The 21629-nt window shown below is 56.0% G+C and carries 16 protein-coding genes; 8 read left to right on the top strand and 8 right to left on the bottom strand.

Translation table 11 applies throughout. The annotated features are described in order from the left end of the window. Positions 1-75: 75 nt before the first annotated feature. Positions 76-750, bottom strand: coding sequence for a FadR/GntR family transcriptional regulator (locus RBR60_RS03825; RefSeq protein WP_320354552.1), 675 nt, complete (start codon positions 748-750; stop codon positions 76-78). Between the two features lie 221 nt (positions 751-971). Here RBR60_RS03825 and RBR60_RS03820 point away from each other — a divergent pair, with 221 nt between their 5' ends. Beyond that, positions 972-1571 carry a hypothetical protein gene (locus RBR60_RS03820; RefSeq protein WP_320354551.1) on the top strand — a complete coding sequence of 200 codons (600 nt, stop codon included), beginning with the start codon at positions 972-974 and terminating at the stop codon, positions 1569-1571. Positions 1572-1698: 127 nt separating this feature from the next. On the opposite strand, the gene RBR60_RS03815 is transcribed toward RBR60_RS03820, so the two are convergent. Next, on the bottom strand, positions 1699-2859 hold the full coding sequence (locus RBR60_RS03815) for an ArsA family ATPase (RefSeq protein ID WP_320354550.1): 1161 nt from the start codon (positions 2857-2859) through the stop codon (positions 1699-1701). A 249-nt stretch (positions 2860-3108) separates the two neighbouring features. Here RBR60_RS03815 and RBR60_RS03810 point away from each other — a divergent pair, with 249 nt between their 5' ends. Then, a complete protein-coding gene (locus RBR60_RS03810) occupies positions 3109-4617 on the top strand; it encodes an HD domain-containing phosphohydrolase (protein WP_320354549.1) in 1509 nt (502 codons plus the stop codon). On the opposite strand, the gene RBR60_RS03805 is transcribed toward RBR60_RS03810, so the two are convergent. Continuing rightward, positions 4614-5747 carry a ribonuclease D gene (locus tag RBR60_RS03805; RefSeq protein WP_320354548.1) on the bottom strand — a complete coding sequence of 378 codons (1134 nt, stop codon included), beginning with the start codon at positions 5745-5747 and terminating at the stop codon, positions 4614-4616. The two genes, RBR60_RS03810 and RBR60_RS03805, sit on opposite strands and share 4 nt — an antisense overlap. A 250-nt stretch (positions 5748-5997) precedes the next feature. Between RBR60_RS03805 and thrS the strand changes: the two genes are divergently transcribed. The 6 genes from thrS (at position 5998) to RBR60_RS03775 (ending at position 15025) form a co-directional block, all read left to right on the top strand. Next, positions 5998-7911 carry a threonine--tRNA ligase gene (gene thrS, locus RBR60_RS03800; protein ID WP_320354547.1) on the top strand — a complete coding sequence of 638 codons (1914 nt, stop codon included), beginning with the start codon at positions 5998-6000 and terminating at the stop codon, positions 7909-7911. A 63-nt stretch (positions 7912-7974) separates the two neighbouring features. Beyond that, positions 7975-8391, top strand: coding sequence for a VanZ family protein (locus tag RBR60_RS03795; RefSeq protein ID WP_320354546.1), 417 nt, complete (start codon positions 7975-7977; stop codon positions 8389-8391). 117 nt (positions 8392-8508) lie between these two features. Continuing rightward, a complete protein-coding gene (locus tag RBR60_RS03790; protein ID WP_320354545.1) occupies positions 8509-10755 on the top strand; it encodes an ATP-binding protein in 2247 nt (748 codons plus the stop codon). Between the two features lie 148 nt (positions 10756-10903). After that, the gene (locus tag RBR60_RS03785) at positions 10904-11809 is read left to right on the top strand and encodes a universal stress protein (protein ID WP_320354544.1); all 906 of its coding nucleotides are present in this window, start codon (positions 10904-10906) and stop codon (positions 11807-11809) included. 157 nt (positions 11810-11966) lie between these two features. Next, positions 11967-12740, top strand: coding sequence for an NYN domain-containing protein (locus RBR60_RS03780; protein WP_320354543.1), 774 nt, complete (start codon positions 11967-11969; stop codon positions 12738-12740). An 89-nt stretch (positions 12741-12829) separates the two neighbouring features. Then, the gene (locus tag RBR60_RS03775) at positions 12830-15025 is read left to right on the top strand and encodes a LemA family protein (protein WP_320354542.1); all 2196 of its coding nucleotides are present in this window, start codon (positions 12830-12832) and stop codon (positions 15023-15025) included. A gap of 42 nt (positions 15026-15067) precedes the next feature. Here RBR60_RS03775 and RBR60_RS03770 read toward each other — a convergent pair whose 3' ends face one another. From RBR60_RS03770 to RBR60_RS03750, 5 genes are all read right to left on the bottom strand, one after another. Then, positions 15068-16090 carry a M48 family metallopeptidase gene (locus tag RBR60_RS03770; protein WP_320354594.1) on the bottom strand — a complete coding sequence of 341 codons (1023 nt, stop codon included), beginning with the start codon at positions 16088-16090 and terminating at the stop codon, positions 15068-15070. After that, positions 16090-17382 (bottom strand): YjgN family protein, encoded by a 1293-nt coding sequence (locus tag RBR60_RS03765; protein WP_320354541.1) that lies wholly within the window; start codon positions 17380-17382, stop codon positions 16090-16092. The genes RBR60_RS03770 and RBR60_RS03765 overlap by 1 nt, the downstream gene beginning before the upstream one ends. 134 nt (positions 17383-17516) lie before the next feature. Then, entirely contained in the window at positions 17517-17714 is a 198-nt protein-coding gene (locus RBR60_RS03760) for a hypothetical protein (RefSeq protein ID WP_320354540.1), read from the bottom strand. A 100-nt stretch (positions 17715-17814) separates the two neighbouring features. Further along, on the bottom strand, positions 17815-18621 hold the full coding sequence (purQ, locus tag RBR60_RS03755) for a phosphoribosylformylglycinamidine synthase I (protein ID WP_320354539.1): 807 nt from the start codon (positions 18619-18621) through the stop codon (positions 17815-17817). Further along, a complete protein-coding gene (locus tag RBR60_RS03750; protein ID WP_320354538.1) occupies positions 18618-21623 on the bottom strand; it encodes an AIR synthase-related protein in 3006 nt (1001 codons plus the stop codon). Before RBR60_RS03750 ends, purQ begins: the two co-directional genes overlap by 4 nt. Between the last annotated feature and the right edge of the window lie 6 nt (positions 21624-21629).

Genomic DNA, 21629 nt, shown 5'->3' with positions numbered 1-21629 from the left:
TCATTCTGCCCAGGCTCAGGTTTCCCCGGATCCCCGCCGCTTTTGCTGCCACAGGTCGCCATGAAAGACCCCACTCTATTCCTGCGCCCCTTCCCCATACACAAGGCTTTCCCTCACCCCCTCCAGATGCGCCGCCATGGCCCGACGGGCGGCCTGCCCATCCCCTGCCTTCAACGCATCCAGAATGTTTTTGTGCCCCTCAAGGGATCGCTTCATACGACGCGGATGCATCCAGGCCCGACTGCGACTTTCGTTGAAAAGACCCGCAAGGGAGGCCATCACCTCACACACCACCCCATTTCCCGTGGCTTCAGCGAGGCATTGGTGGAAACGCGCGTCCAGGTCTCCCCCATCCCCGCCTTTCTCCTGGGTGCGCACCAGCGCCTCCAGCCGCAGCAGGTCTTCCTTTTTTACGCGGGCAGCGGCAAGGGCTGCAATTTCCGGCTCCAGCAGCAGGCGGAACTCAAAGAGAGCGTCCAGACGGGAGCCTTCCCCTGCGAGAAGGCGGGCCATTTCCCTTGCAAGAATGTCCGAGGATCCCACCATCAGGGTACTGCCTGAGCCCTGGCGCCGCTGCACCAGTCCCCTTTCCCCGAGGGATTGGAGGGCCTGACGCACCGCATGCCTCGAAACCCCGAATCTTTCCGCCATCTGCCTTTCCGGAGGCAGGCGTCCTCCTTCCAGAATCTCGCCCTTTTCCATCATTTCACGGATATGCATCAGCACCCGTTCATAGGCATACGCCCCCATCCGGCCTCCCTTGTTTGCTTTTTTCCACCTGGGCTTTCATCCTGGACATATCGCCCAAATTGGTTGAACCAATCTTCCATAACACCCAGATCCAGGGCTTGCAATAAAAAAGACCCGAAATACGGGCCTTGATTTGACATTTGACAAAAAACACGGTTTACTCAGAAAAATATTTTCACATCCATCCCTTTTTCCATCTCCATACCCAGGAGGGCTTTGCCATGAAAGGACTTCGCTTCCTTTTCACCACCCCCCTCATTGTCCTTACCCTCGCTTGCCCTGCCCAGGCCATGGATCACAGACGCCTTGCCGACGAAGAGCTCAGCCGGATCACAGCCCAGGCCAGTCCTGAAACCCTCCACTGGCAGCCCTCCCTTGAGGAAATTTTCCAGGATCTCATGCAGGACGCCACAGGTTACATCCGCACGCGTACCGAAGCCTTTTCCGGAAACGCCACTATCCACATGCAGTTTGATCTCACCCAGGAAGTTTCCTGGGATACCTTCTATTATGGAGGGAGCGAGCCCAAAAGCATGTATGCCAGCATCTGCGATGTGTATTACAGAATGCGCTTTTTCACACCGGACAACGGTATCGTCTCCAGCAGCGCCATCTACGGCCCCAGCCTCCTGAACCCCGATGGCCCCAGTGTCTCAAAAATCCGCATCCAGGCCACCCACGTCCGCATCATTCTGGAGGAAGCCCGCATCGGAGCCATACGCATCGGCCCTGCGCCCGGAGAAGGCAAAAGCTTTGGCAGCCTCATCCTCAGCGGGGCTGACATGGATTTTTCCGGCACCATTGAAATCTGGCCCCACTGAGAAAGATACAGAAAGCCACACGCTTCCACCAAAGCCTTTTCCGGATCTCAGGCAAAAAAAGCATGGCCTTTTTTGCCTGAGCCTGCATCGGACAAGGCGTAAGGGCCTGACCTGCCCGGAAAATGCCCTATCCCGGACGCTTTTCAAAAAAAATCCGCAACTCCGGCGGATGGTGCAACGTTTCCCGGATTGTGTAAAAGGCAAGGAAGCGAGGAAGAAACAGATGGCGACGCCTGGACCCCGCGTGCAGGGTCAGGGTATCACCGGAACGATTCACCTTCACATCCCCTTCTTCCAGGAAGGGCAGCCGGAGACTCAGCACATACCCACCGTCGGCCTCCACAATCCGCAAAGGCCTTTCCATGGACAAAAAGGCATCTCCCGTGCTTTCTCCATAGAGCAGCAGCCCCACCTTTTCCAGAAGGGCAAGCCCAAATACCTCTTCTCCCAGATGCGGCATCCGCAATACGGGCAACGGCGCAAAGCTTTCTTCAATTTCCGTGATATAACGGGCCTGAGACTCCAGATAGGCGGCAAAAAAGCCCTTGGCCTCCCCTTCCGGAAGAATCCGATTCACGATCACCGCATCCACATGGTACCCATAAAGCTGGAGATAGGTGTAAGCCCTCCGCGCCTCAGCAATGACCATACGTTCCGGATTCACAAGGATGCGGGTACTGGTGATTTCCGGATCTGCCAGGAGCTTCTGCACCCGGCCCATCTTTTCCAGAAGCGCGTCCAGCTCTTCAAACCCCGCCAGCATGGGGGCTGCGGGGCCCATGAATTTCCCCATCCCCTTCAGGGCCATTCTGGGCAAGGGAAACAGTTTGGAACTCCACCATTGGGTCACCTGGGGCAGGGAGAGGAGGGTCAGGGTTTCTCCCGTGGGTGCGGAATCAATGACAATGAGGTCAAAGCGCTTTTCTCTGGCGTATTCTTCAATCCACAAAAAAGCAGAGCCCTCCTCCATGCCGGGAATGGCGGCAAGCTCTTCGGCGATCTTGCGATCCACCCCCTGCCACCGGAAAACATCCAGCATGAGCCTGCGCAGGGAACCCCAGTGTTTACGCATGGAATAATAAATATCCAGCTCCTGGGCAAAAAGGTTGGCCTCCACCTCCACCGGCTCCGGCCCCAGGGTCAGACCCAATACATCGCCCAGGGAATGGGCCGGATCCGTAGACATCACAAGGGTTTTTTTCCCGGTCCGCGCTGCTTTCAGGGCTGTCGCCGCAGCGGTGGTTGTTTTGCCCGCCCCTCCCTTACCTGTGAACAGAAGAATCCGCATTCCCCCTCCTTCGCTCTTGTGGTACCCGAAAGTGTATTCCAGACGCAGCGTATGCAGCGCCGCAACCCGCCCCTGACCTTTTTTCAGTTTGACAATTTCCCTCAAAAAAACTAGCTTGGTATCCTCATGAATGAATGCAAATTCTTTTTTTGCCCATGTCATCAGATCTCTTTTCAGGTTTTCAGGCCAAAAAGCCATCCGCATCGCTATCCACTGTAGCGTACTTTTAAAAAAGACACACGAGGCAAGATGCGTCAAGACTTTCCAGACGATCCTGTGAACATGCCTTTATCCTTTGCCCCCGAAGCCCCCTCCCAAACCGCTGACAGCGGTTCCTGGAATTCCCTGCCCTGGGAAATCCTCGTGGCTGACGACGATGCAGAGGTACACCGGACCACGCGCATGGTCCTGGCCGGACTCACCTTTGAAGACCGGCCCATTCGCATCCACAGCGTTTACTCAGGCCATGAAGCTTCTGAATTTCTTAAGAGAAATCCGCAAACCGCTGTTCTGATCCTCGATGTTGTCATGGAAAGCGATATCGCAGGACTTATCGCTGCGAACTGCATCCGGGAAGAGCTGGGAAACAAGAACACGCGCATCATTCTGCGAACCGGCCAGCCGGGAAAGGCCCCGGAAAGTCATGTGATCAGCCACTATGCCATCAATGATTACAAGGAAAAATCCGATCTCACTTCCCAGAAACTCCGCAGCGCCCTCATCACGGCCTTAAGAAACTTCCGGGAACTTGTCTCCGTACAAAAGGAAAGGGATGACCTCCGTCACCTGCTCAGGGCCACCTCGCCCCTGACGAACCTTTCCGCGCCCCCCGCCTTTGCCTCTGCGGTGGTCAGCCAGGTCGTCCACCTTTTCACGCCAGGCAGGCCCGGCAGAAACCTTAAAATCCGTTTCACGGCAACGGACTGCCAAGACAATCCCTTATGCGCCTGTTTTCAGGAAATTCTTGCTTTTCCGGAATGGCAGGAAGCCCTTCCTTTTTCATCCTTTTCCACCCGGTCGGCGGGGGGCAGGGGCATGGAAATCCAGATTGTGGCCCAGCCGCCCCTCAGCCCGGATGAAAGGGACAGATTGACCATCTTCATGGGGCATATCGCCGATGTGCTGGATCGGCTCTTTGACCATCAGCCGGATATTCACAGGGAAACCGATTTTCCCCGGCTGCTGGAACACGCCCTGATCCGAAGCCGCAAACGGGAAAGCGCAGGGCATCTCCACAGGGTGGGGGCCTTTTCCCATCATCTCGCCCTCAAGGCAGGCCTGGGTGAGGCCATGGCCGAAGAACTCCGCCGGGTATCTCCTCTGCACGACATCGGCAAACTGGCCATTCCCCAGGACATTCTGGACAAAAAGACGCCTCTGAGCCCGGAGGAAAGGGCTGTGATCCGCACCCACCCCGACATCGGGTATGAACTGCTGCACGCAGAAAACAGACCGGACCTCCACAGCGCAGCCATTGTGGCACGGGAACACCATGAGCGATGGGATGGCAAGGGTTATCCCTTAGGCATTGCCGGCGAGAATATCCATATCTTTGGCCGCATCACCGCCATTGCCGATGTCTTTGACGCCCTTATCCATGATCGCTGCTACAAAAAAGCCTGGAGCCTTCCCCAGGCCGCCGCCTTTCTCACCAAAATGGCAGGCGCGTCCTTTGATCCCCGGTTGGTTCCCTGTTTCATTGACGATCTGGACGCGCTGGCGCGCATCCAGGCTCGCTGGCCGGAATCCGGCTCCTAAAGCCCACTGAGGACCCCCACAATGCCCTCACCCAGAACTTCCTTTTGCCACCTGCGCATTTCCGGGATACTCCACACCCGGTCCAGGGTTTTGGGGTTAAGCTGGGCAAGCTGGGTCAGAAGGGCTTTGTTGCACAAAAGGGCGGGATCCAGATCCAGCTCTTCCGCCAGGCTGTCCCGCCAGGTTTTCAGGGCTTTGATCCGCAAGGAAACCAAGGGTTTCACCCGCATAGCCCGGGTCTTGGGATAAAGGGGCAGATCCCCTTCGGAGAGGGATAAGGCTCCATGAATGGCGGCTAAAAGCCCATGCCCATACATGGAAAGCTGACGCGGACTTAACACCTTCAGGTTCCGGATATCCTCAAGGGTCCTTGGTTTCACCTGGGCCAGACGCAGGAGCGCTTCTCCCCCCAGCACCTTGAAAAGGGGTTTGTCCTTTTTCTCCGCCATCTCCAGACGGAATTCCAGCAGGGCTTCCAGCACCGCAAGGCTCCTGCGATCCAGACGTCCCGCCCCCTTGAATCTCAGAAAAAGGGGCCTTTCCTCCACCTCCGGAGCCCGTACCTGTTGCAGAAGAGCGCACTCCTCCTCCACCCATGCAAGCCGCCCCAAAGCCGCAAGCTCGGCCTCCAGGGCCTGGGAAAGGGGCAGAAGGTAACGGGTGTCCCCTGCGGCATAGGCAATCATTTCCTTGCTGAGAGGTCTCTGGGACCAATCCTTTTTCTGATATTTCTTGTCCAGGGAGACACCGAAGCGGGCCTGAAGAACGGCATCCAGGCCTGAGCTGCGATGTCCGAGAAAGCGCGTGGCCAGTTCCGTGTCCCAGAGATTTTCAAGTACAAAACCAAAATCACGAAACAAGGAGCGCACATCATAGTCCGCACCATGAAAAACTTTCCGAACCGCCGGGTCAGCAAAAACCGGTCCCAGGGGCGAAAGGTCCGGAATGGACACGGGGTCCAGTACAAAATTCCGGTTTTCAATCCCAAGCTGGATCAGACAGACCTTTTCCCGAAAATGGAACATGGAGTCGGCCTCAAGGTCCACTCCCACGCGATCTGCCGACCAGAGCAAGGGAAGTATGGCCTCCAGGTCTTTTTGGGTTTCAATGAGCGTATACGTAGAATCCATCCTTCGTCCATATGGTCATCCTAAAAAATCAGAATATCCCGGCGCAATACCAAGCCTATTCCCCCACTTTTGCAGCCTGCCATGGTTCCACAATTTTCCTTGACCCGCAAGACCATTTCCCTTAGGTACTGCAATTGCATTCGTATCCGCCGTCCTGCAAGGCCCAAAGCGCGGAGACAACACGCTTTTTTCCCTTATAAAATTCATCAAACGGCGGAACCCATACCAACCCCAGCCAGGAATGGTTCCCATGATACGTATCACCCTGCCCGATCAAAGCATCCGGGAATTTGAAAACCCTCCCTCCGGCATGGATGTGGCCCTTTCCATTTCCGAAGGTTTTGCCCGTAACTGCATTGCCGTGGAAGTAGACGGCGCCCTGAAGGATCTGGATACCCCCATAAACAAAGACGCCAGGGTACGCCTTCTCACCCCCAAGGATCCCGAAGCCCTCGAAATTCTCCGCCACTCCTCAGCCCATGTCATGGCCGAAGCCGTGATGCACCTCTATCCTGAGGCAAGGCTCACCATCGGCCCTGTGGTGGAAAACGGTTTTTATTATGATATTGATATGCAAAGCATTTCCGAAGAGGACTTTCCGAAGATTGAGGCGGAAATCGAGGCCATCATCAAGGCCAAAAAACCCTTTGTCCGCAAGGAGATGAGCCGGGAAGAAGCCAGGGAGCGCTTCAGAAACGAGCCCTACAAACTTGAAATCATCGACTCCCTGGAAGGGGATGTCTTCAGCCTCTATGAGCAGGGGGATTTCATTGACCTCTGCCGGGGGCCCCACCTTCCCCACACAGGCCACATCAAAGCCATCAAGCTCATGCGGGTTTCCGGAGCCTACTGGCGGGCGGATCAGAGTCGCCAGCAGCTTCAGCGCATTTACGGTACGGCCTTTTTCGATAAAAAAGACCTGAAAGCCTACCTCACCCTGCTGGAAGAAGCCAGAAAACGGGATCACAGAAAACTCGGCGTACAGCTCGATCTCTTCAGTTTCCACGATGAGGCACCGGGCATGCCCTTTTTCCACGCAAAAGGCATGGCCATCTGGAATGCCCTCCTCGACTACTGGCGGGAAGCCCACAGGGATGCGGGCTATGTGGAAACCAAAACCCCCATCATGCTCAACCGCATGCTCTGGGAAAAAAGCGGGCACTGGGAAAACTACCGGGAAAACATGTACACCTCCCGGGTGGATGAAATGGATTACGCCATCAAACCCATGAACTGCCCCGGCGGCATGCTGCTTTTCGGTATGAAACCCCATTCCTATAAAGATCTGCCCCACAGAGCCGGGGAAATCGGCCTTGTACACCGTCATGAGATGTCCGGAGCCCTTTCCGGCCTTTTCCGCGTCCGGGCCTTCCATCAGGACGATGCCCACATTTTCATGACCCCGGATCAGATCCAGCAGGAAATCTTAGGCGTTCTTCATCTTGTGGACCGCATCTACGCCACCTTTGGCCTTGATTTTCACTTAGAGCTTTCCACACGTCCTGAAAAATCCATCGGCACCGATGCCCAGTGGGAACAGGCCACCGAAGGACTTCGGGCCGCCCTCGAAGCCTACGGTAAAGGCTATCAGGTCAACGAAGGGGACGGCGCTTTCTACGGTCCCAAGATCGACATCCATATCCGGGACGCCATCGGCCGTACCTGGCAATGCGGCACCATTCAGCTGGACATGGCCCTGCCTGAGCGTTTCGACTTAAACTATGTGGGACCGGACAATGAAAAACACCGCCCCATCATGATCCATCGGGTGATCTACGGCTCCATCGAACGTTTCTTCGGCATTCTCACCGAACATTTTGCCGGAAAATTTCCCCTGTGGCTCGCTCCTGTACAGGTCATGCTGCTGCCCATGAACGATGAGCTCATCCCCGCCACCGAAGCCCTGCAAAAAGAACTTTCCGCCGAGGGCCTGCGCGTGGAAGTGGATACCCGTTCCGAAAGCCTCAAAAAGAAGGTACGGGACGCCCAGCTCCTTCAGATTCCCCTCATGCTCACCGTAGGGGCCAAGGAAATTGAAACAAAAACCTTTGCTGTCCGTACCCTGGACGGGAAGGTGCTCATGGGCATGGAACGCAGCCTTTTCCTGGATACGGTCAAAGGCCATATCCGAAAACGCGCCTTAAGTCTTGAAATCTTTGCCTGAAAAGACCTGGGGGGCGCTCTCTGCCCCCCTTTTAAACTTCTACCCGAAACAAAAAGAACATATATGCCCCATCCAGAAAACCCAGCTCCCACACCCCTTGCCCGTTTTACCGCCCTTTTTCTTCCCCTCCTCCTTTACTGCGCTCTGATTTTCTGGCTTTCTTCAGCCCCACGCCATGTTCCTGGCCCTTCGTTTGCTTTCAAGGATAAAATTCTTCATTTCATGGCCTTTGGCATGGTGGGCATCCTGGCATTCCGGGCCACCCGTCTGCTTCCCATTGCATCCCGGACAAAACGCTGCGCCCTGGCCGTTTTCTATGCCACCTGCCTTGGCATTGCCGATGAGGTCCACCAGTTTTTTGTGCCAGGCCGTCATGCCGATCCCATGGATATCCTCGCTGACGCCCTGGGTGCCCTTTTCTGGACCGTTCTCTACATACAGATCCGTAAACATCCGTCTTTCCGCCATCCCCTTTTATAAATTGCGGCAGTGCACCTTACAATTTGCCATATGAGCTCTGAAATGGTATCTTTTTTTAATCCCGCACACTGCGCCTGAAGGCCTCCGGTTCACTTCACACACGAAAGCCAGGTTTCCATGCCGTCTGTCCCCAAACGCAGCATTTCAAGGGATCTTTCCATCAGCATCTTTCTTCTCGTAGTCCTGCTCCAGACACCTCTGGTTTTTTATTATTTCAAACGGGAAGCAGGCCAGATTTCCACGGCATTCCGGACCCAGAGCGAGGAGAACGCCCAGCGCCTCACCCAGATCCTTGCCACCCCCCTCTGGCAGATGGACAGTCAGCAGATTGAGCGTATCGCTCTGGCTTTCACCCACAATGAACCCACCTCTGGCATATGCATACGGGATTTGAATGACCACATTTTTTTCAACTCCATTCCCGTGGATCCTCTGACCGAAAAACGAAATATCCGCACCATGGAAATCGGAGTCCAGGGAAATCCCATCGGCTATATGGATCTTTATCTTTCCCCTGAACCCTACAAACAGGATCTGGCACGTCTGCGGAATCAGACCCTCTACATCCTCAGCATCTCCTTTCTCGGCATTTACCTGGGCGTGGGGCTCCTTTCCCGCCTTTTCATGCGGCCTTTGCTCCGATCCTTAGCCGATGGACTGGAAAACATGGCTGGCGGTCGCTACGATCACGCCTTCAAACGGGTCCGTCACCAGGAGATGGAAGCCCTGGCCCACACCTTCCGCAACATGGCTGAACGCATCAAGGCCCGGGAAAATGTCTTACAGATGATGAACAAGGAGTTGCAAGATGAGGTCCGGGAACGCAAAAAGGCCGAAGAGGAGGCCCGGCAGAGCGAGGCCCGGCGCAAAGCCCTCCTTGACGCCATTCCGGACATGATCTTCCAGTTCAGTGAAGATGGCGTTTTTCTCGACTTCCAGGGCGCCAAAACGCACCTTTACCTGCAGCCGGAAAAATTTCTCCGCCAAAGGGCCCATGACGTGCTCCCGGAAGGTATCGCAAGTCTCATCGTAAAGCACATCGCCTCTGCCCTGGAAACCCACAAACCCCAGATTTTTGAATACAAACTCTGCCTGGACCAGGGTCGCACCGAATATTTTGAAACCCGCATGGTGGCCGCCACCCACCACACGGTCCTGGCCATTGTCAGAAATATTTCCGCAAGAATCCGGGCCGAAGAAGAAAAAAACAAACTCGAATCCCAGCTTGCAAGGGCTCAGAAAATGGAAGCCGTGGGCATGCTGGCCGGCGGTGTGGCCCATGACCTCAACAACGTGCTTTCCGGCCTTGTCAGCTATCCGGAGCTTCTTCTTCAGGATCTGCCGGAAAACAGTCCCATGCACCGCAGAATCCGCATTATTCAGAAATCCGGCCAGAAGGCCGCCCAGATTGTCCAGGATCTGCTTACCCTCGCCCGAAGAGGTGTCGCAACGGCGGATGTGGTGCAACTGAACACCATCATTGAAGACTATCTGATGAGTCCGGAATATGAGAAGCTCGCCTCCTTCCATCCCCTGGTGGTGGTGGAAAAACAGCTGGCCCCGGATCTCCCCCTGCTCAAGGGCTCAGGCCTTCATCTTGGAAAAATGGTGATGAACCTCGTTTCCAATGCGGCGGAAGCCATGCCCGACGGCGGCCAACTCACCCTTGAAACCACCTTCCTTCCCCAACCCCAACCCGAATTTCCGGAAGGCGCTGTCTGTCTCCGGGTCCGGGACACAGGCATGGGAATCCAGCCCGAAGACAGGGAAAAAATCTTTGAGCCCTTTTACACCAAAAAGGTCATGGGCCGTTCAGGAACCGGCCTCGGTATGGCTGTGGTATGGAGTACGGTCCAGGACCACAGGGGCCGCATCGAAGTGGACAGCGAACCGAACAAAGGCTGCCTCATTTCCGTGTACCTGCCTGTCATGTCAGGCCTCTGCCTTCTCGAACCGGAAAAGGAATCCATTCCCATGGGTCAGGGCCAGCACATTCTTGTGGTCGACGACCTGCCTGAGCAAAGGGAAATCGCAGGCCTGGTGCTCGAAAGGCTGGGATACAGGGTCAGCACAGCGGCCAGTGGAGAAGAAGCCCTGCAGCGACTTTTCCTGCTTGCGCCGGATCTCGTCCTCCTCGACATGATCATGGGATCCGGTCACCTGGATGGCCTCGACTGCTTCCAGCGCATGCGCACTCTTATGCCCGAACTCAAGGTTCTCCTGGTCACAGGTTTTTCTGAGGGCGAACGCATCCAGGAAGCCATGGCCCTGGGTGCGCTGGGCCATATCAAAAAACCCTATACCCTGGATCTGCTGTCCAGATCCGTGCACTACGCCCTGCGCCATTCCGAAGACAAGGAATAAAGCACAGGCAGCATCCGTGAAAAAAGCCTGCTCTCTTTTCTTGTATTCCGACCCGCATCCCTTTAAAATGTTCCCATGCATTTTACCCGCCGGATCAGGTTCGCCAAGGATCCCCCATTCCTTTTCCCCCAACGCAAGGAGGCAGACCATGCGCATCCAGTTCAACCGCATCCTCTGCACCACAGATCTCTCAGACTATGCGAATCAGGGCATCCGTTATGGCATCGCCCTGGCCCACACCCTGAACGCAGAAATTCACGTCTGCTCGGTCATTGATCCCATTCCCCTGGTCTATGCCGAAGGATTTCGGGATCCCCAGGGCTATGAAAAGAAAATGGAAACCCGAGCCCAGGAAAAAATGAGCGCCATCATGGCGGACGCAAAGGTTCCCTGGAAAAGCTTCGTCCGTACGGGGCATCCCCCCACCCGCATCACCGAACTCGCCGAAGAGCTGGACACGGATCTGGTCATTGTGACCACCCGACCCGGTTCAGGGTTAAAGAAGTTTTTCATGGGCTCCACCTCCGAAGAACTCATCCGTACCCTCAAAGTTCCCCTTCTGATCCTTCGGGATGTGGAACCCGAAGCCCTGCAGGATTCCACCCATGGCCCTTCCCTGCACCTGAAACGCATCCTGGTGGGCTACGATTTCTCCTACCACGCCACCATGGCCCTGCGTTACGGATTGAGCCTTTCCCAGGAGTTTGAGGCCGAGTTGCATATTGTGCATGTGGTTTCTGAAAATCAGTTCAAGGCCTTTATGGCCGAAGGCCCTGCCGGAGATCGTGTCCGTCACCAGAAGGCGGAGATGCAAAAACTTAAAGAAAAACTTGAAGGCCTGGTACCCAAGGATGCCTCAGCCTGGTGTCGTCATGAAACCCACGTGCTTCTGGGAGACGCCCACACCGAACTGCGCAAATACGCCATGACCCGCGCCATGGACATCACCCTCATCGGATCCAGGGGCATTTCCCTCGCCGAATCCATGCTCATGGGATCCGTGACAGACCGCCTGATACGGGAAAACCCCTGCCCGGTGATGTCCGTTCACTGATCTTTTGCAAGACTTTTTTGAGAAACCCGGCCCTTGCTGGCGCCGGGTTTCTTTTTTTCCGGATTTCCTCATCGCCAAAAAAAGGATATGAAGCAGCAGGACTTTTCCCCAGGCCTGACTTACCCTGGACTGGATGTTATGAGAAAAAGGAGAAAAAATGCTCAAGGCCGGTATTTTTCTGGACATGGAAAACCTAAGCCGTAATGGCGGCTGGGGCATCCGCTATGAAGTCATCAAGGAAATGGTGGAAGCCCAAGGCACCATCGTACTGCGCGCCAACGCGTATCTTGCCGTGGATGTGGAACGGGAGCGCCAGGATACGGGCTACCGCATCCGCAACGAAAATTACAGGGCCGCCATCCGCAGAAACGGTTTTCACCTGATCCGGAAAGAGGTTCGCCGTTACTTCGATTCCGAAGGTGAACTGGTGGTCAAGGCCAATGCGGATCTCGACCTTGCCGTGGATGCCATCCTGCAATCGGAAAATCTTGACTATATTCTTGTGGGTTCCGGAGACGGCGATTTTCTCCGTCTCGTCCGCGCCCTCCAGAACCGGGGAAAACGGGTGGATCTGCTTTCCTTTGCCAACACCAGCGGCGATCTGATCCGTGAGGTGGACAATCATTTTTCCGGTTTTCTCATCCCCGGCATTCTGGGCAGTGAGACGGGGCAGACCCGAAAAAAAGGAATTCTCCATGCTTACAATGAAGACCGGGGCTTTGGGTTCATCACCATGCGCACAGGCTTAGGCGCCATGGACATGCGCCATGACATTTTCTGCCACATCAATGACGTGAGCGCGGACGGGGAGCCCGTGGATTCCCGCTATGTGGCTGAGCTGAAACATCGTCAGATCATTCTGGAATTTGATCTCATCCAGACCCCGGAGGGACCCAAGGCCGTGGACGTTTCTGAATTTCAATGGCGCTAGCCCAGAAATCCAGAGCCAAGGCTCTTCTGGAATCTGAAACCCTGCTCCAGAAAACCGCCCATTGAGGCCTCCATTTTCCGGGAAAACCCATGCGCCTTGTCAGACGATGCTTCGCAGCCCTTCTTGCATGCCTTTCAGGTCTCGCCTGTTTTTTTGCGGCCACGGCCTTTTTTGACTGGGGTTTTGAATCCATGCGCGAAGCCCGGCAACTGGACCGGCTTCCTCCCACCCCTGTGGCCGCCCTGGCCCACGGGCCTTATGCCCTTCAGGGAAAAGCCATCACCGCAAAAACGCCATTCACAGCCCCTTACTCCGGCGAGAGTGCCATCTACCTGCGTTACAGGCTCGAACAGGAATACCGGGATTCGGACGACCGTATCCAGCTCCGAACTCTGGATCAGGGCGAAAGGAAAAGCCCCTTTATCCTGGCCGACGCCACAGGGGCGGTCTGGGTGGACCCCAGGTACGAATCCCATCTGGAGATTGCCGTTTCCCGCACCTACAGGGAAAAACGGGGAGACCGCATCTACAGTGAATGGGTGATCACACAAGGCCAATCGATCCGCCTGCTGGGAGCCTATTCCCGTGAACATCAGGTGCTTCACTTCGATACCCGGCCCTGGAATCTTCCCGCCCTCATGACAGACAGCTCCCTGCAGGCAAAAGGAGGGGAAAGCCTTTTCACCGCAGGCATACTCATCTCCATCGCCTCAGGCCTCGTTGCCCTGGCCATGGCCTTCCTGCTCATCGCCCTTCAGGTGCATCGCTTCTGGGTTTATGTGTTTTTCATGACCTGTGGCGGCGTGGGGTTTCTCTGGTACACGGGGCTTTTACACCTGCAAAGGGACTGGGAAGAAGCCGCCATGCTTTACAAAACCCGGCAGGAGGCCATCTTGCCCACGCCCAGCCCAGCCCAACGCATGGATCTTTACGCCATGCGCCTTCTCATTGAAAAACCCGCCCGCAACTGGCCTGACCGCCCCCTCTTTCACCATGTGGCCGCCCATCGGTTTCCCCTGCCCCAGGGTCTCAGCGATGTCGAAAAAGAAGCCGCCGCCCTTGAAATCGCCCGCATCCCCTCCAGCCGCTATGAAAACCTTTTCCTTGTCAGCCTGCTCTCCGGAGCCGGTTGTCTTCTGGGTATGCTCACCTTTTTCCTCGGTATCCGCCTCATCAAACGAAAACGGCTCATGGAGCACATTCCCACGGCAAAAAGCCAAGGCCTCAGCTATGGCATGGCAGAACTCAAAGGCCGCATCTTCACGGACCAGTCCCTGCCCTGCATCCAGAGCAAACTCAACGCTAAAGATTGCGTGGCCTGCCACTACAAAATCCAGGAAGAAAAAAAATCAGGGGATAAAACCAAGTGGGTCACCATTGAGGAGGCCGTCCGCGCCACCCCCTTCTGGTTACAAGACGATGAAGGCAGGGTGAAAGTCCATCCAAAGGACGCAGAAATCGAGTTTTCACACACCCATACGGAATACCGGGGCAAATACTGCTACACGGAATCCTGGCTGGTTCCGGATGCAAAAATTTACTGCATCGGATTTGCGGGGCTGGACCCAGACTCCAGCCAGAACCTCAGTCTCCAGAAGGGAAAAACCCCTCATACCTTCTTTTTCATCAGCCATCGCAAAGAAGAAGAGATTCTGCGCAGCAAAGGGGCCAGGGGATTTTTATCCACATCCATCAGTCTCGCGGCCTTTCTTTTTGCCGCCAGCGTACTCTGGGCCGGGATGGGATGGCTCACACCCGCCACCCTTTTCCAAACCGCCCTGCTTGTTCCCCTTCTCCTCATGGCCTACACCCTCATCCTGCACTACAATGACATGGTTTTTCTCAAAAACCGATGCCTGAAGGCCGCAAGCGACATGGATACCATCCTCCAGAAACGGGCGGATCTCTGGCCCCAGCTTGAACGCATCGTCCAGGCCTATCTCAGCCATGAAAAAACCCTGCTTTCCGCCATTGCCTCCCTGCGCAGGCCTTCTTCCCCGCCCGAAGGCGATGTGGACGCCGCAGACCGGATCATCCAGAACGAACAGCAGGTTTCCCGGCACTTCATGGCCCGCCTGGAAAATTATCCCGAACTCAAGGGCCAGGCCCTGGTGCAGAATCTTGCCGATGAAATGCGGAAAACGGAAAACTACCTTGCCCTGCTCCGCCAGGGTTACTCGGACAGTGTGGAAATCTACAACACCCGTATCCAGTCTTTCCCTGACTTCATCCTGGCTTTAATTTTCCGTTTCAAAAAGAAAAAACCCTTTACCTCCCAGACCTGAACCTGGGCTTGAAGCCAAAGGCAGATCAGAACTGTGAAAGACTCAGTCCCTGAAAGGCGCCAGCCGTTCTTCCAGAAGGGGGTGAGTGGAAAGATACCCCCGCCAAGCCCCCCTTTTCTCCCGGCCTCCGGAATCTTCGTGCAGGCGCACAAGGAGCCTTGCAAACCCCTCACTCCCTTTGCCCTGGGAAGCCAGCCAGGCCAGGGCATAGGCATCCGCTTCCTTCTCAAAGCTTCTGGAATAGGCCATTTCCGTCATCAGAACCGGAAGCCCCATGAAAAGCTCCGCAACCCCGCTCCCATCCCCGGTAAGTCCCAGAAAGAGGAAACTGAAAAAAGCGTCCTGCACCACCCGTCTGGCTGCATGGCGATGCACGAGATGACCGATCTCATGGGCCAGCACCCCCTCAAGTCCTTCGGGATTGTCCTCACAAAGGGCCACAAGCTCATCGGTAAGCAAAATGATGCTGCCGGGAAGGGCCAGGGCATTGGCGCCCAGGCGGCCACCTTTACGAAAATACAAACGCACCCCGGGATGGGCCTGCCAGAGCGCCTGAAATTCCCCCTTAAGCCTTTCCTGGGTATCCATCGCAAGGCCTGTGGGTGACAGCAGGGTCTGATCCAGTGCTTTCAGGGTATTTTCTCCCGCCTGCTCCAGCATCCCAGCCGGAAGGCGGAAGGCGATCTCCCGGGCCACTGCCGGAACCCCATACCGAAAGGCAAGGATCAGGGTCACAAGGACAAAAGCCAGGGCCGCCAGCACAAGGGGCCAGCGGGATTCCAGGGCATGGACAAAACGCCCGAAGCCCCCTCTTCCCAGGGCTTTTTGCAAAGAAAGCAACCCTGCGCCATCTTCGGTTTCAAAGACACCGCCACAGGGAAAGGTCACCGTCAGCGCCGCATCCCCTAAAGGCGCAGAAAAGCGCACCGTCTCAGCCAGAGCTGCGGCCAGTTCATCCCCCCCTTGGCCCTCAACCCTGAAACGCCCCGTTTCCGGAAGAAAAACAAGAACCGCCTTCCTTGCACAAGAGGATCGGCCATCGTAGAAAAAACCCGATCGTATCATCACAGACCAAAATCAAAATCCAGAAAATCCGCAGCCTCTTCACCCAGAGAGGCCACCTTTTTTTCTTCCGCAGCAAGGAAATCATCCAGGCTTCCAGAAGCCAGAAAGGCCATTTTTTCCGCCCGGTAACGGGCAATGCGTACCTTGGCCCAGGGGTGAAAGAGCCCCAGGGTCAGAACCGTTAAAAGGGTATTCACAACAAGAATTTTAAGGTATTCCAGCACTTTCAGCTGGGCTTCAAAGGCATGGGAAGACAGACGGGCCGCATTGTAGGAAATGTTGGTAGTACTCACCGCATACCAGGCCATCACAAAAAGATAAAGGCCCGCCAGGGGGACAAAAAGCAAAAGAGGCATGAGAAAAGCCGCCCCTGCAAGGGCGGCGATGGCCACCAGAAGGGGAGGAAGCAGCCCCATGAACATGCGATAATAGGCCCTCGGCTCCACATCAAAGGTAAAGGACGTGCTTCCGTAGGCACTGCCCGTAATCACATATCGGTGCTGCTGGTAAAGGGCGTAAGGCCCCAGAAGACCCAGGGTCAGCACTGCGGCCGCAGGCCAGAGGATATAGGCCTTGACAGCTCCCCAGACCCTGCCGTGAAAAACAAAGCGGATATTGCGGTAACTGGAGTTTCTGGCGTTAAACGCCAGGGAGCGCACGATTATCCAGGGGAAGAAAAACAAGAAGGCTATGGAAAAACCCAAGGAAAGGAAGGGGTGAATCTGGCTTGCCAGGGAAGAAAGACCAAAGACCCCCACCACCACAATGCGGCCCACAAGAATCTTCACAGGATCTGCCAGATAGGCAAAACCCGTTCCCGCCAGCTGGGTGTGAAGATAAAAATACCGTTTACGCCTTACCTTGGCCCAGGCCGAATAAATTCCCAGGGTCACGATGGAGAGCATGAGATTCACAATCCAGATGCGAAAATAGGCGGATCCCGTTCCATGGAAGGAAAAGGGCAGGCGTTCCGGCCCCCTTCCCGGATGTCCGGCTCCTTCCCCCTCTCCGGCGTCCGAACCACCGCCCCCCGTGCCTCCGCCACAGCCCTCCCTTTCCACCCTGGCTTCCAACGTAACCTCAAGACCCGCCTGACGCAAAGCCGCTGCATAGGTTTCCGCCGTTTCCGCCGTAAGATGCTGTTTCAGCACCGTGCGGGAAGCGGATAAAATGCCCATGGCCGCAGCTCTGTCCAAGCCAAACATGCGACAAAGCCGATCTGTCACCTCTTCTGTTCCGAAACCCGGAAGCAGCCTGCCGTGAAACACCACATCAAAACGCACCTGGGACATGGGATTTTCCCTTTCTGATTACCGGGCCTTCCCAACAGCAGAAGACACCATCGTCCGCCTGGGCAGACGAAAAAGGCCCTTCCGAAAAAACGGAAAGGCCCTGATTGGATCCATAAAAAGGATTTCCGGAAGAATCAGTGCTTGCCCCGGGCAAAACCTTCAATCCAGAGAATGTTGGCAAAATACGCGGGGAAACCCAGCAGTACGCCACCGATAAAGTAACGCGCACCTTCAGCCGTGGCGATTCCTGCATTGCCGCCCATGATGATGAGAACCAGGGCAATCCATACAAGGGCGTTGAGAACACTGGGTTTGATGGGAAGAAACTCCATGGTCTTTCTCCTTTTTTTCTGATGGGGTTAGGGTCTTTATTGCGTCTTTCTTGAACCAATTTTCGGACGTTTTGTCAATGGGCATAAGGAAAAAACTCCCTTATCCTTCAAAATGACGCACCGCATTTCTGAAAATGCGAAGACCCGGCGTCTCCCCGTCCAGGCGGTTTTTTCCCGCAGCTTTCATCCGCGTCCAGTCCGGATGATGGGTCAGATGGGTGAAGGCCTCGGGATGGGGCATGAGGCCGAAAACCCGGCCAGTGGGATCACAGATGCCCGCAATATCCCTGACCGAACCATTGGGATTCAGGGGAAAAACACCCTCTGCGCCTCTGCCGTCCTCATGGACGTAGCGCAGCACCACCTGACCTGAGGCTTCAAGCCGGTCGAGGGTTGCGTCCGCTGCGTAGAATTTTCCCTCCCCATGACGCACAGGCAGGGAAAAGGCCTCCATTCCTTTGGTGAACACGCAGGGGCTTTTCTCATTCACGGAAAGCTGCACCCACTGATCCCGGAAATTGCCGCAATCATTATGCAGAAGGGCCACCTCCCTGCGGGTGTAGTCCCCGTCAAAACCCGGCAGAAGCCCCGTGTTCACGAGGGTCTGGAAACCATTACAGATTCCCATGACCAGACGTCCCTCTGCAATGAACTTACGGATGCGATCCCCAAGGAAGGTCATGATCTTCACGGCCTGCACCACGCCCGCGCCATGATCATCCCCCCAGCTGAAACCGCCTCCGAACACGAGAATCTGGTAATCCTCCAGCCGCACACCGCCGCGGATCAGGGTATTGATGTGCACCCTTTCGGCTGAAGCTCCCGCCATTTCAAAGGCATGGGCGGTCTCCATATCACAGTTGAGGCCATAGCCCGTCAGAACCAGGGCCTTTACTTGCCTTGTCATATCCGATCTCCGAAAGGCTGTTTGAAACTCTGTTGAAGGTCCAAAAGCAAGACCGAGAGCAGGGGATTCCCCCCCCGTCCCGTGATGCGCAGCTGAGTATCTTCACGGACAAGCCCCAGGAAGGAAAGGGGCAGGCCTTCAAAAAGCGCCACAAAGGCGGCTTCCTTTTCCGGCGGAACACTCACCAGCATACGACCGCAGGATTCGGAAAAAAGCAGAATATCATCCCGGCCTTCGGGAATCTGGCCTTGGGTTTTCACCCTGGAAAGGTCCACATCCAGACCCAGCCCACCCGCCATGGAGATGAGGGCCAGATGCACCCCGAGACCGCCTCGTCCCACGGCATGGGCGCTGGCAAGGAGTTCTTCTTCCATGGCCTTTTCAAAGGCACGGTACAGAGCCAGAAACGCCTCCGGCCTCACCTCGGGCACATGCAGCCCCACGTATCCCAGAAGGTCATAATATTCCGAAGCACCCAGCTCGTTTCGGGTTTCCCCCAGAAGGTAGACCCGGTCTCCCGGCTTTTTCACATCCAGGGTCTGGCACCGGTTCACATTTTCCACCATGGCTGTGGCGGAAAACTGCAGAGTCTCCAGACCGGATACCTTGCGGGTTTCTCCGAAGGGTCCTGCCAGGTGCCCGTCCACATACATGGAGTCCTTTCCGGAAAGAAGGGGGATCTGGTAGGCCTCGCACATGGCTTTCAGCGCCTTGCAGGAGCGCACCAGCTGGGCGGCCTTGAAGCGGCCGTCCGGATTTTTTTCCGGGTGATACTGGATATCCGGCCAGCAGAAGTTATCCACCCCGCCGATCTCGGAAAGCCCGCCCCCCACGGCAAGAAGCCTTCGCACCGCCTCGTCCATCACCGCAGAAGTCATGGCTCCGGCGTCAATCCGGGAGTAAAAGGGCAAAAGGGTCTGGGTGAAGGCAATGCCCCGCTCAGAACTGAGCACGGGTCGGATCACCGCCGCGTCCGAAGGAATATCCCGCCCTTTCCCCACAAGGGGCTTGATCACGGAACCAGCCTGCACCTCGTGGTCATACTGACGGACAATCCATTCCTTGGAGGCGATATTGGGTCTCGCCAGCAGGGTTTTCAGCAAAGTCGCATAATCTCTGGGCGCGCCGATGACCGGCTCATGGAGCCCCCTGAGTTTCGGGGGAATCCACTCACAGTCGAACTCCCACTGGGGAAATCCTTCTTCGAGAAGATCCATGTGCACCCAGGCCACGGTACGGCCTTTCCAGGTGATCTCAAGGTAACCCGTATCCGTGTACGTGCCGATGACCGTACTCTCCACGGCATGCTTGTCCGAAAGGGCCATGAAGGCATCAAGGTGTTCGGGTTTGACGGAAACAGTCATGCGCTCCTGGGATTCGGAAACCCAGATTTCCCACTGATCCAGGCCCTCATACTTCAGGGGCACCTGATCCAGGGCCACGGTGCAGCCTCCGGCAAAACGGGCCGACTCTCCGATGGAAGAGGAAAGACCGCCGCCGCCATTGTCCGTGATAAAGGCGATGAGTCCCGCATCCCGGGCTTCCAGAAGAAAGTCGTGCATTTTTTTCTGGGTGTAGGGATCGCCAATCTGCACATGACCTGCGGGCGTATGGGCGCTGAAGGTCTCTGAAGAAGCCGTCACCCCGTGGATGCCATCCTTGCCCACCCGGCCTCCACACATGACAATGCGTTCTCCGGGACGGGTGGTTTTCTCATGCCCCGGCGCACCGGCAACGGTCTTTGGCATGATGCCGAGGGCGGTCACAAAGACAAGGCATTTTCCCATGTATCCGGCATCAAAGGTCACCTGGCCAAAGGGGGTCGGAACACCGGATTTATTGCCTCCGTCCCGCACTCCTTCCACCACCCCGTCCAGAATACGCCTGGGATGCAGCCGGGGTTTCAGGGGGCCTGCGTAGTCAAGATCCCCCACGCAGAACCCATAGCTGCCCATGATGAGCCGCGCACCTCGGCCCGTTCCCAGAGGGTCCCGGTACACGCCCACAATTCCTGTGATAGCGCCCCCATAGGCTTCCATGTTGGAAGGCGAATTGTGGGTTTCTCCGGTGATCACATAATTCCAGTTTTCATCAAAACGGGCGGCACCGGCATTGTCCCAGAGGACGGAAACGACCCAGTCCTTTTCCTCCTGCATGGCAAGGGTGGGTTTCTGGATGCAGGTTTTAAAGAGGTTGTCGATGACCTCCGTTTCTCCGGTTTCAAGATCCCTGTATCGGAAAAGCCCGCGGAAGGTATTGTGGTTACAGTGGTCGCTGCGGCCCTGGGCGATGTATTCAATCTCAATATCCGTGGGCGACTCCAGCCCCTTCTGTCTCCGGGAAGCCCGCACTTCGGGCCTGAGGAAATATTCCCGGATCACAGGAATATCCTTGAGGTTCAGGGCAAGATTGCGGGCCTGGCTCACGGCCTTCAGGGTATCGTCGCTGTCAATGGGAATGAGGGTCACTTCCGGCTCATGGTTCAGCATCACCCGGGGAATGATCAGTCCCGAACCCTGGACAGCATCCCAGGTTTCGGGCGTAAAAACCTGCCACTGCTGGATGATGTCATTGGCCAGAAGCTCTCCTGCAATGCGATCCATGAGGTCCGGCGTCAGCCCGCTGCCTCTGAGACAATACCGCTTGGAGGTGTATACCATATCGTCAGGGCCCAACACCCTGCCCAGAACATCGGAAAGGGCTTCCATGGCCGTAGCTCCGGCATTGTCCCGCACACCGGGCCTGAATCCCACCCAGATGCAGCCGTCAAAGGGCAGATCCAGAGGAGAAAAGGAAGCCATCTGGGTCACGGGATTGCAGAAAATCCTCTCCTTGGCCAAGAGACATTCCGCTTCCGTCAAATCCGCGTCAAAGGTGAGAATCCGGATGCAACGTACGGAATCCAGCCGGATTCCGAAAACATCGGCCACCTTCTTTTCCAGAGCCCGGCCTTCGGCATCGACCAGTTCCGGTTTCAGGGTGATTTCAAGTTTTGCCTGCATGCTATT

It is taken from the genome of Desulfobotulus sp., assembly GCF_034006065.1.
In the GTDB taxonomy this organism is placed as follows: Bacteria; Desulfobacterota; Desulfobacteria; order Desulfobacterales; family ASO4-4; genus Desulfobotulus.
Note: the sequence above shows the minus strand (reverse complement) of the source record. Positions and strands in the feature narration are given on the sequence as shown.

What these genes read in the sequence shown, in the direction of transcription:
- RBR60_RS03825 (WP_320354552.1), bottom strand. Translation starts at nt 750, where the DNA reads ATGGGGGCGTATGCCTATGAACGGGTGCTGATGCATATCCGTGAAATG.
- RBR60_RS03820 (WP_320354551.1), top strand. Translation starts at nt 972, where the DNA reads ATGAAAGGACTTCGCTTCCTTTTCACCACCCCCCTCATTGTCCTTACC.
- RBR60_RS03815 (WP_320354550.1), bottom strand. Translation starts at nt 2,859, where the DNA reads ATGCGGATTCTTCTGTTCACAGGTAAGGGAGGGGCGGGCAAAACAACC.
- RBR60_RS03810 (WP_320354549.1), top strand. Translation starts at nt 3,109, where the DNA reads ATGCGTCAAGACTTTCCAGACGATCCTGTGAACATGCCTTTATCCTTT.
- RBR60_RS03805 (WP_320354548.1), bottom strand. Translation starts at nt 5,747, where the DNA reads ATGGATTCTACGTATACGCTCATTGAAACCCAAAAAGACCTGGAGGCC.
- thrS (WP_320354547.1), top strand. Translation starts at nt 5,998, where the DNA reads ATGATACGTATCACCCTGCCCGATCAAAGCATCCGGGAATTTGAAAAC.
- RBR60_RS03795 (WP_320354546.1), top strand. Translation starts at nt 7,975, where the DNA reads ATGCCCCATCCAGAAAACCCAGCTCCCACACCCCTTGCCCGTTTTACC.
- RBR60_RS03790 (WP_320354545.1), top strand. Translation starts at nt 8,509, where the DNA reads ATGCCGTCTGTCCCCAAACGCAGCATTTCAAGGGATCTTTCCATCAGC.
- RBR60_RS03785 (WP_320354544.1), top strand. Translation starts at nt 10,904, where the DNA reads ATGCGCATCCAGTTCAACCGCATCCTCTGCACCACAGATCTCTCAGAC.
- RBR60_RS03780 (WP_320354543.1), top strand. Translation starts at nt 11,967, where the DNA reads ATGCTCAAGGCCGGTATTTTTCTGGACATGGAAAACCTAAGCCGTAAT.
- RBR60_RS03775 (WP_320354542.1), top strand. Translation starts at nt 12,830, where the DNA reads ATGCGCCTTGTCAGACGATGCTTCGCAGCCCTTCTTGCATGCCTTTCA.
- RBR60_RS03770 (WP_320354594.1), bottom strand. Translation starts at nt 16,090, where the DNA reads ATGATACGATCGGGTTTTTTCTACGATGGCCGATCCTCTTGTGCAAGG.
- RBR60_RS03765 (WP_320354541.1), bottom strand. Translation starts at nt 17,382, where the DNA reads ATGTCCCAGGTGCGTTTTGATGTGGTGTTTCACGGCAGGCTGCTTCCG.
- RBR60_RS03760 (WP_320354540.1), bottom strand. Translation starts at nt 17,714, where the DNA reads ATGGAGTTTCTTCCCATCAAACCCAGTGTTCTCAACGCCCTTGTATGG.
- purQ (WP_320354539.1), bottom strand. Translation starts at nt 18,621, where the DNA reads ATGACAAGGCAAGTAAAGGCCCTGGTTCTGACGGGCTATGGCCTCAAC.
- RBR60_RS03750 (WP_320354538.1), bottom strand. Translation starts at nt 21,623, where the DNA reads ATGCAGGCAAAACTTGAAATCACCCTGAAACCGGAACTGGTCGATGCC.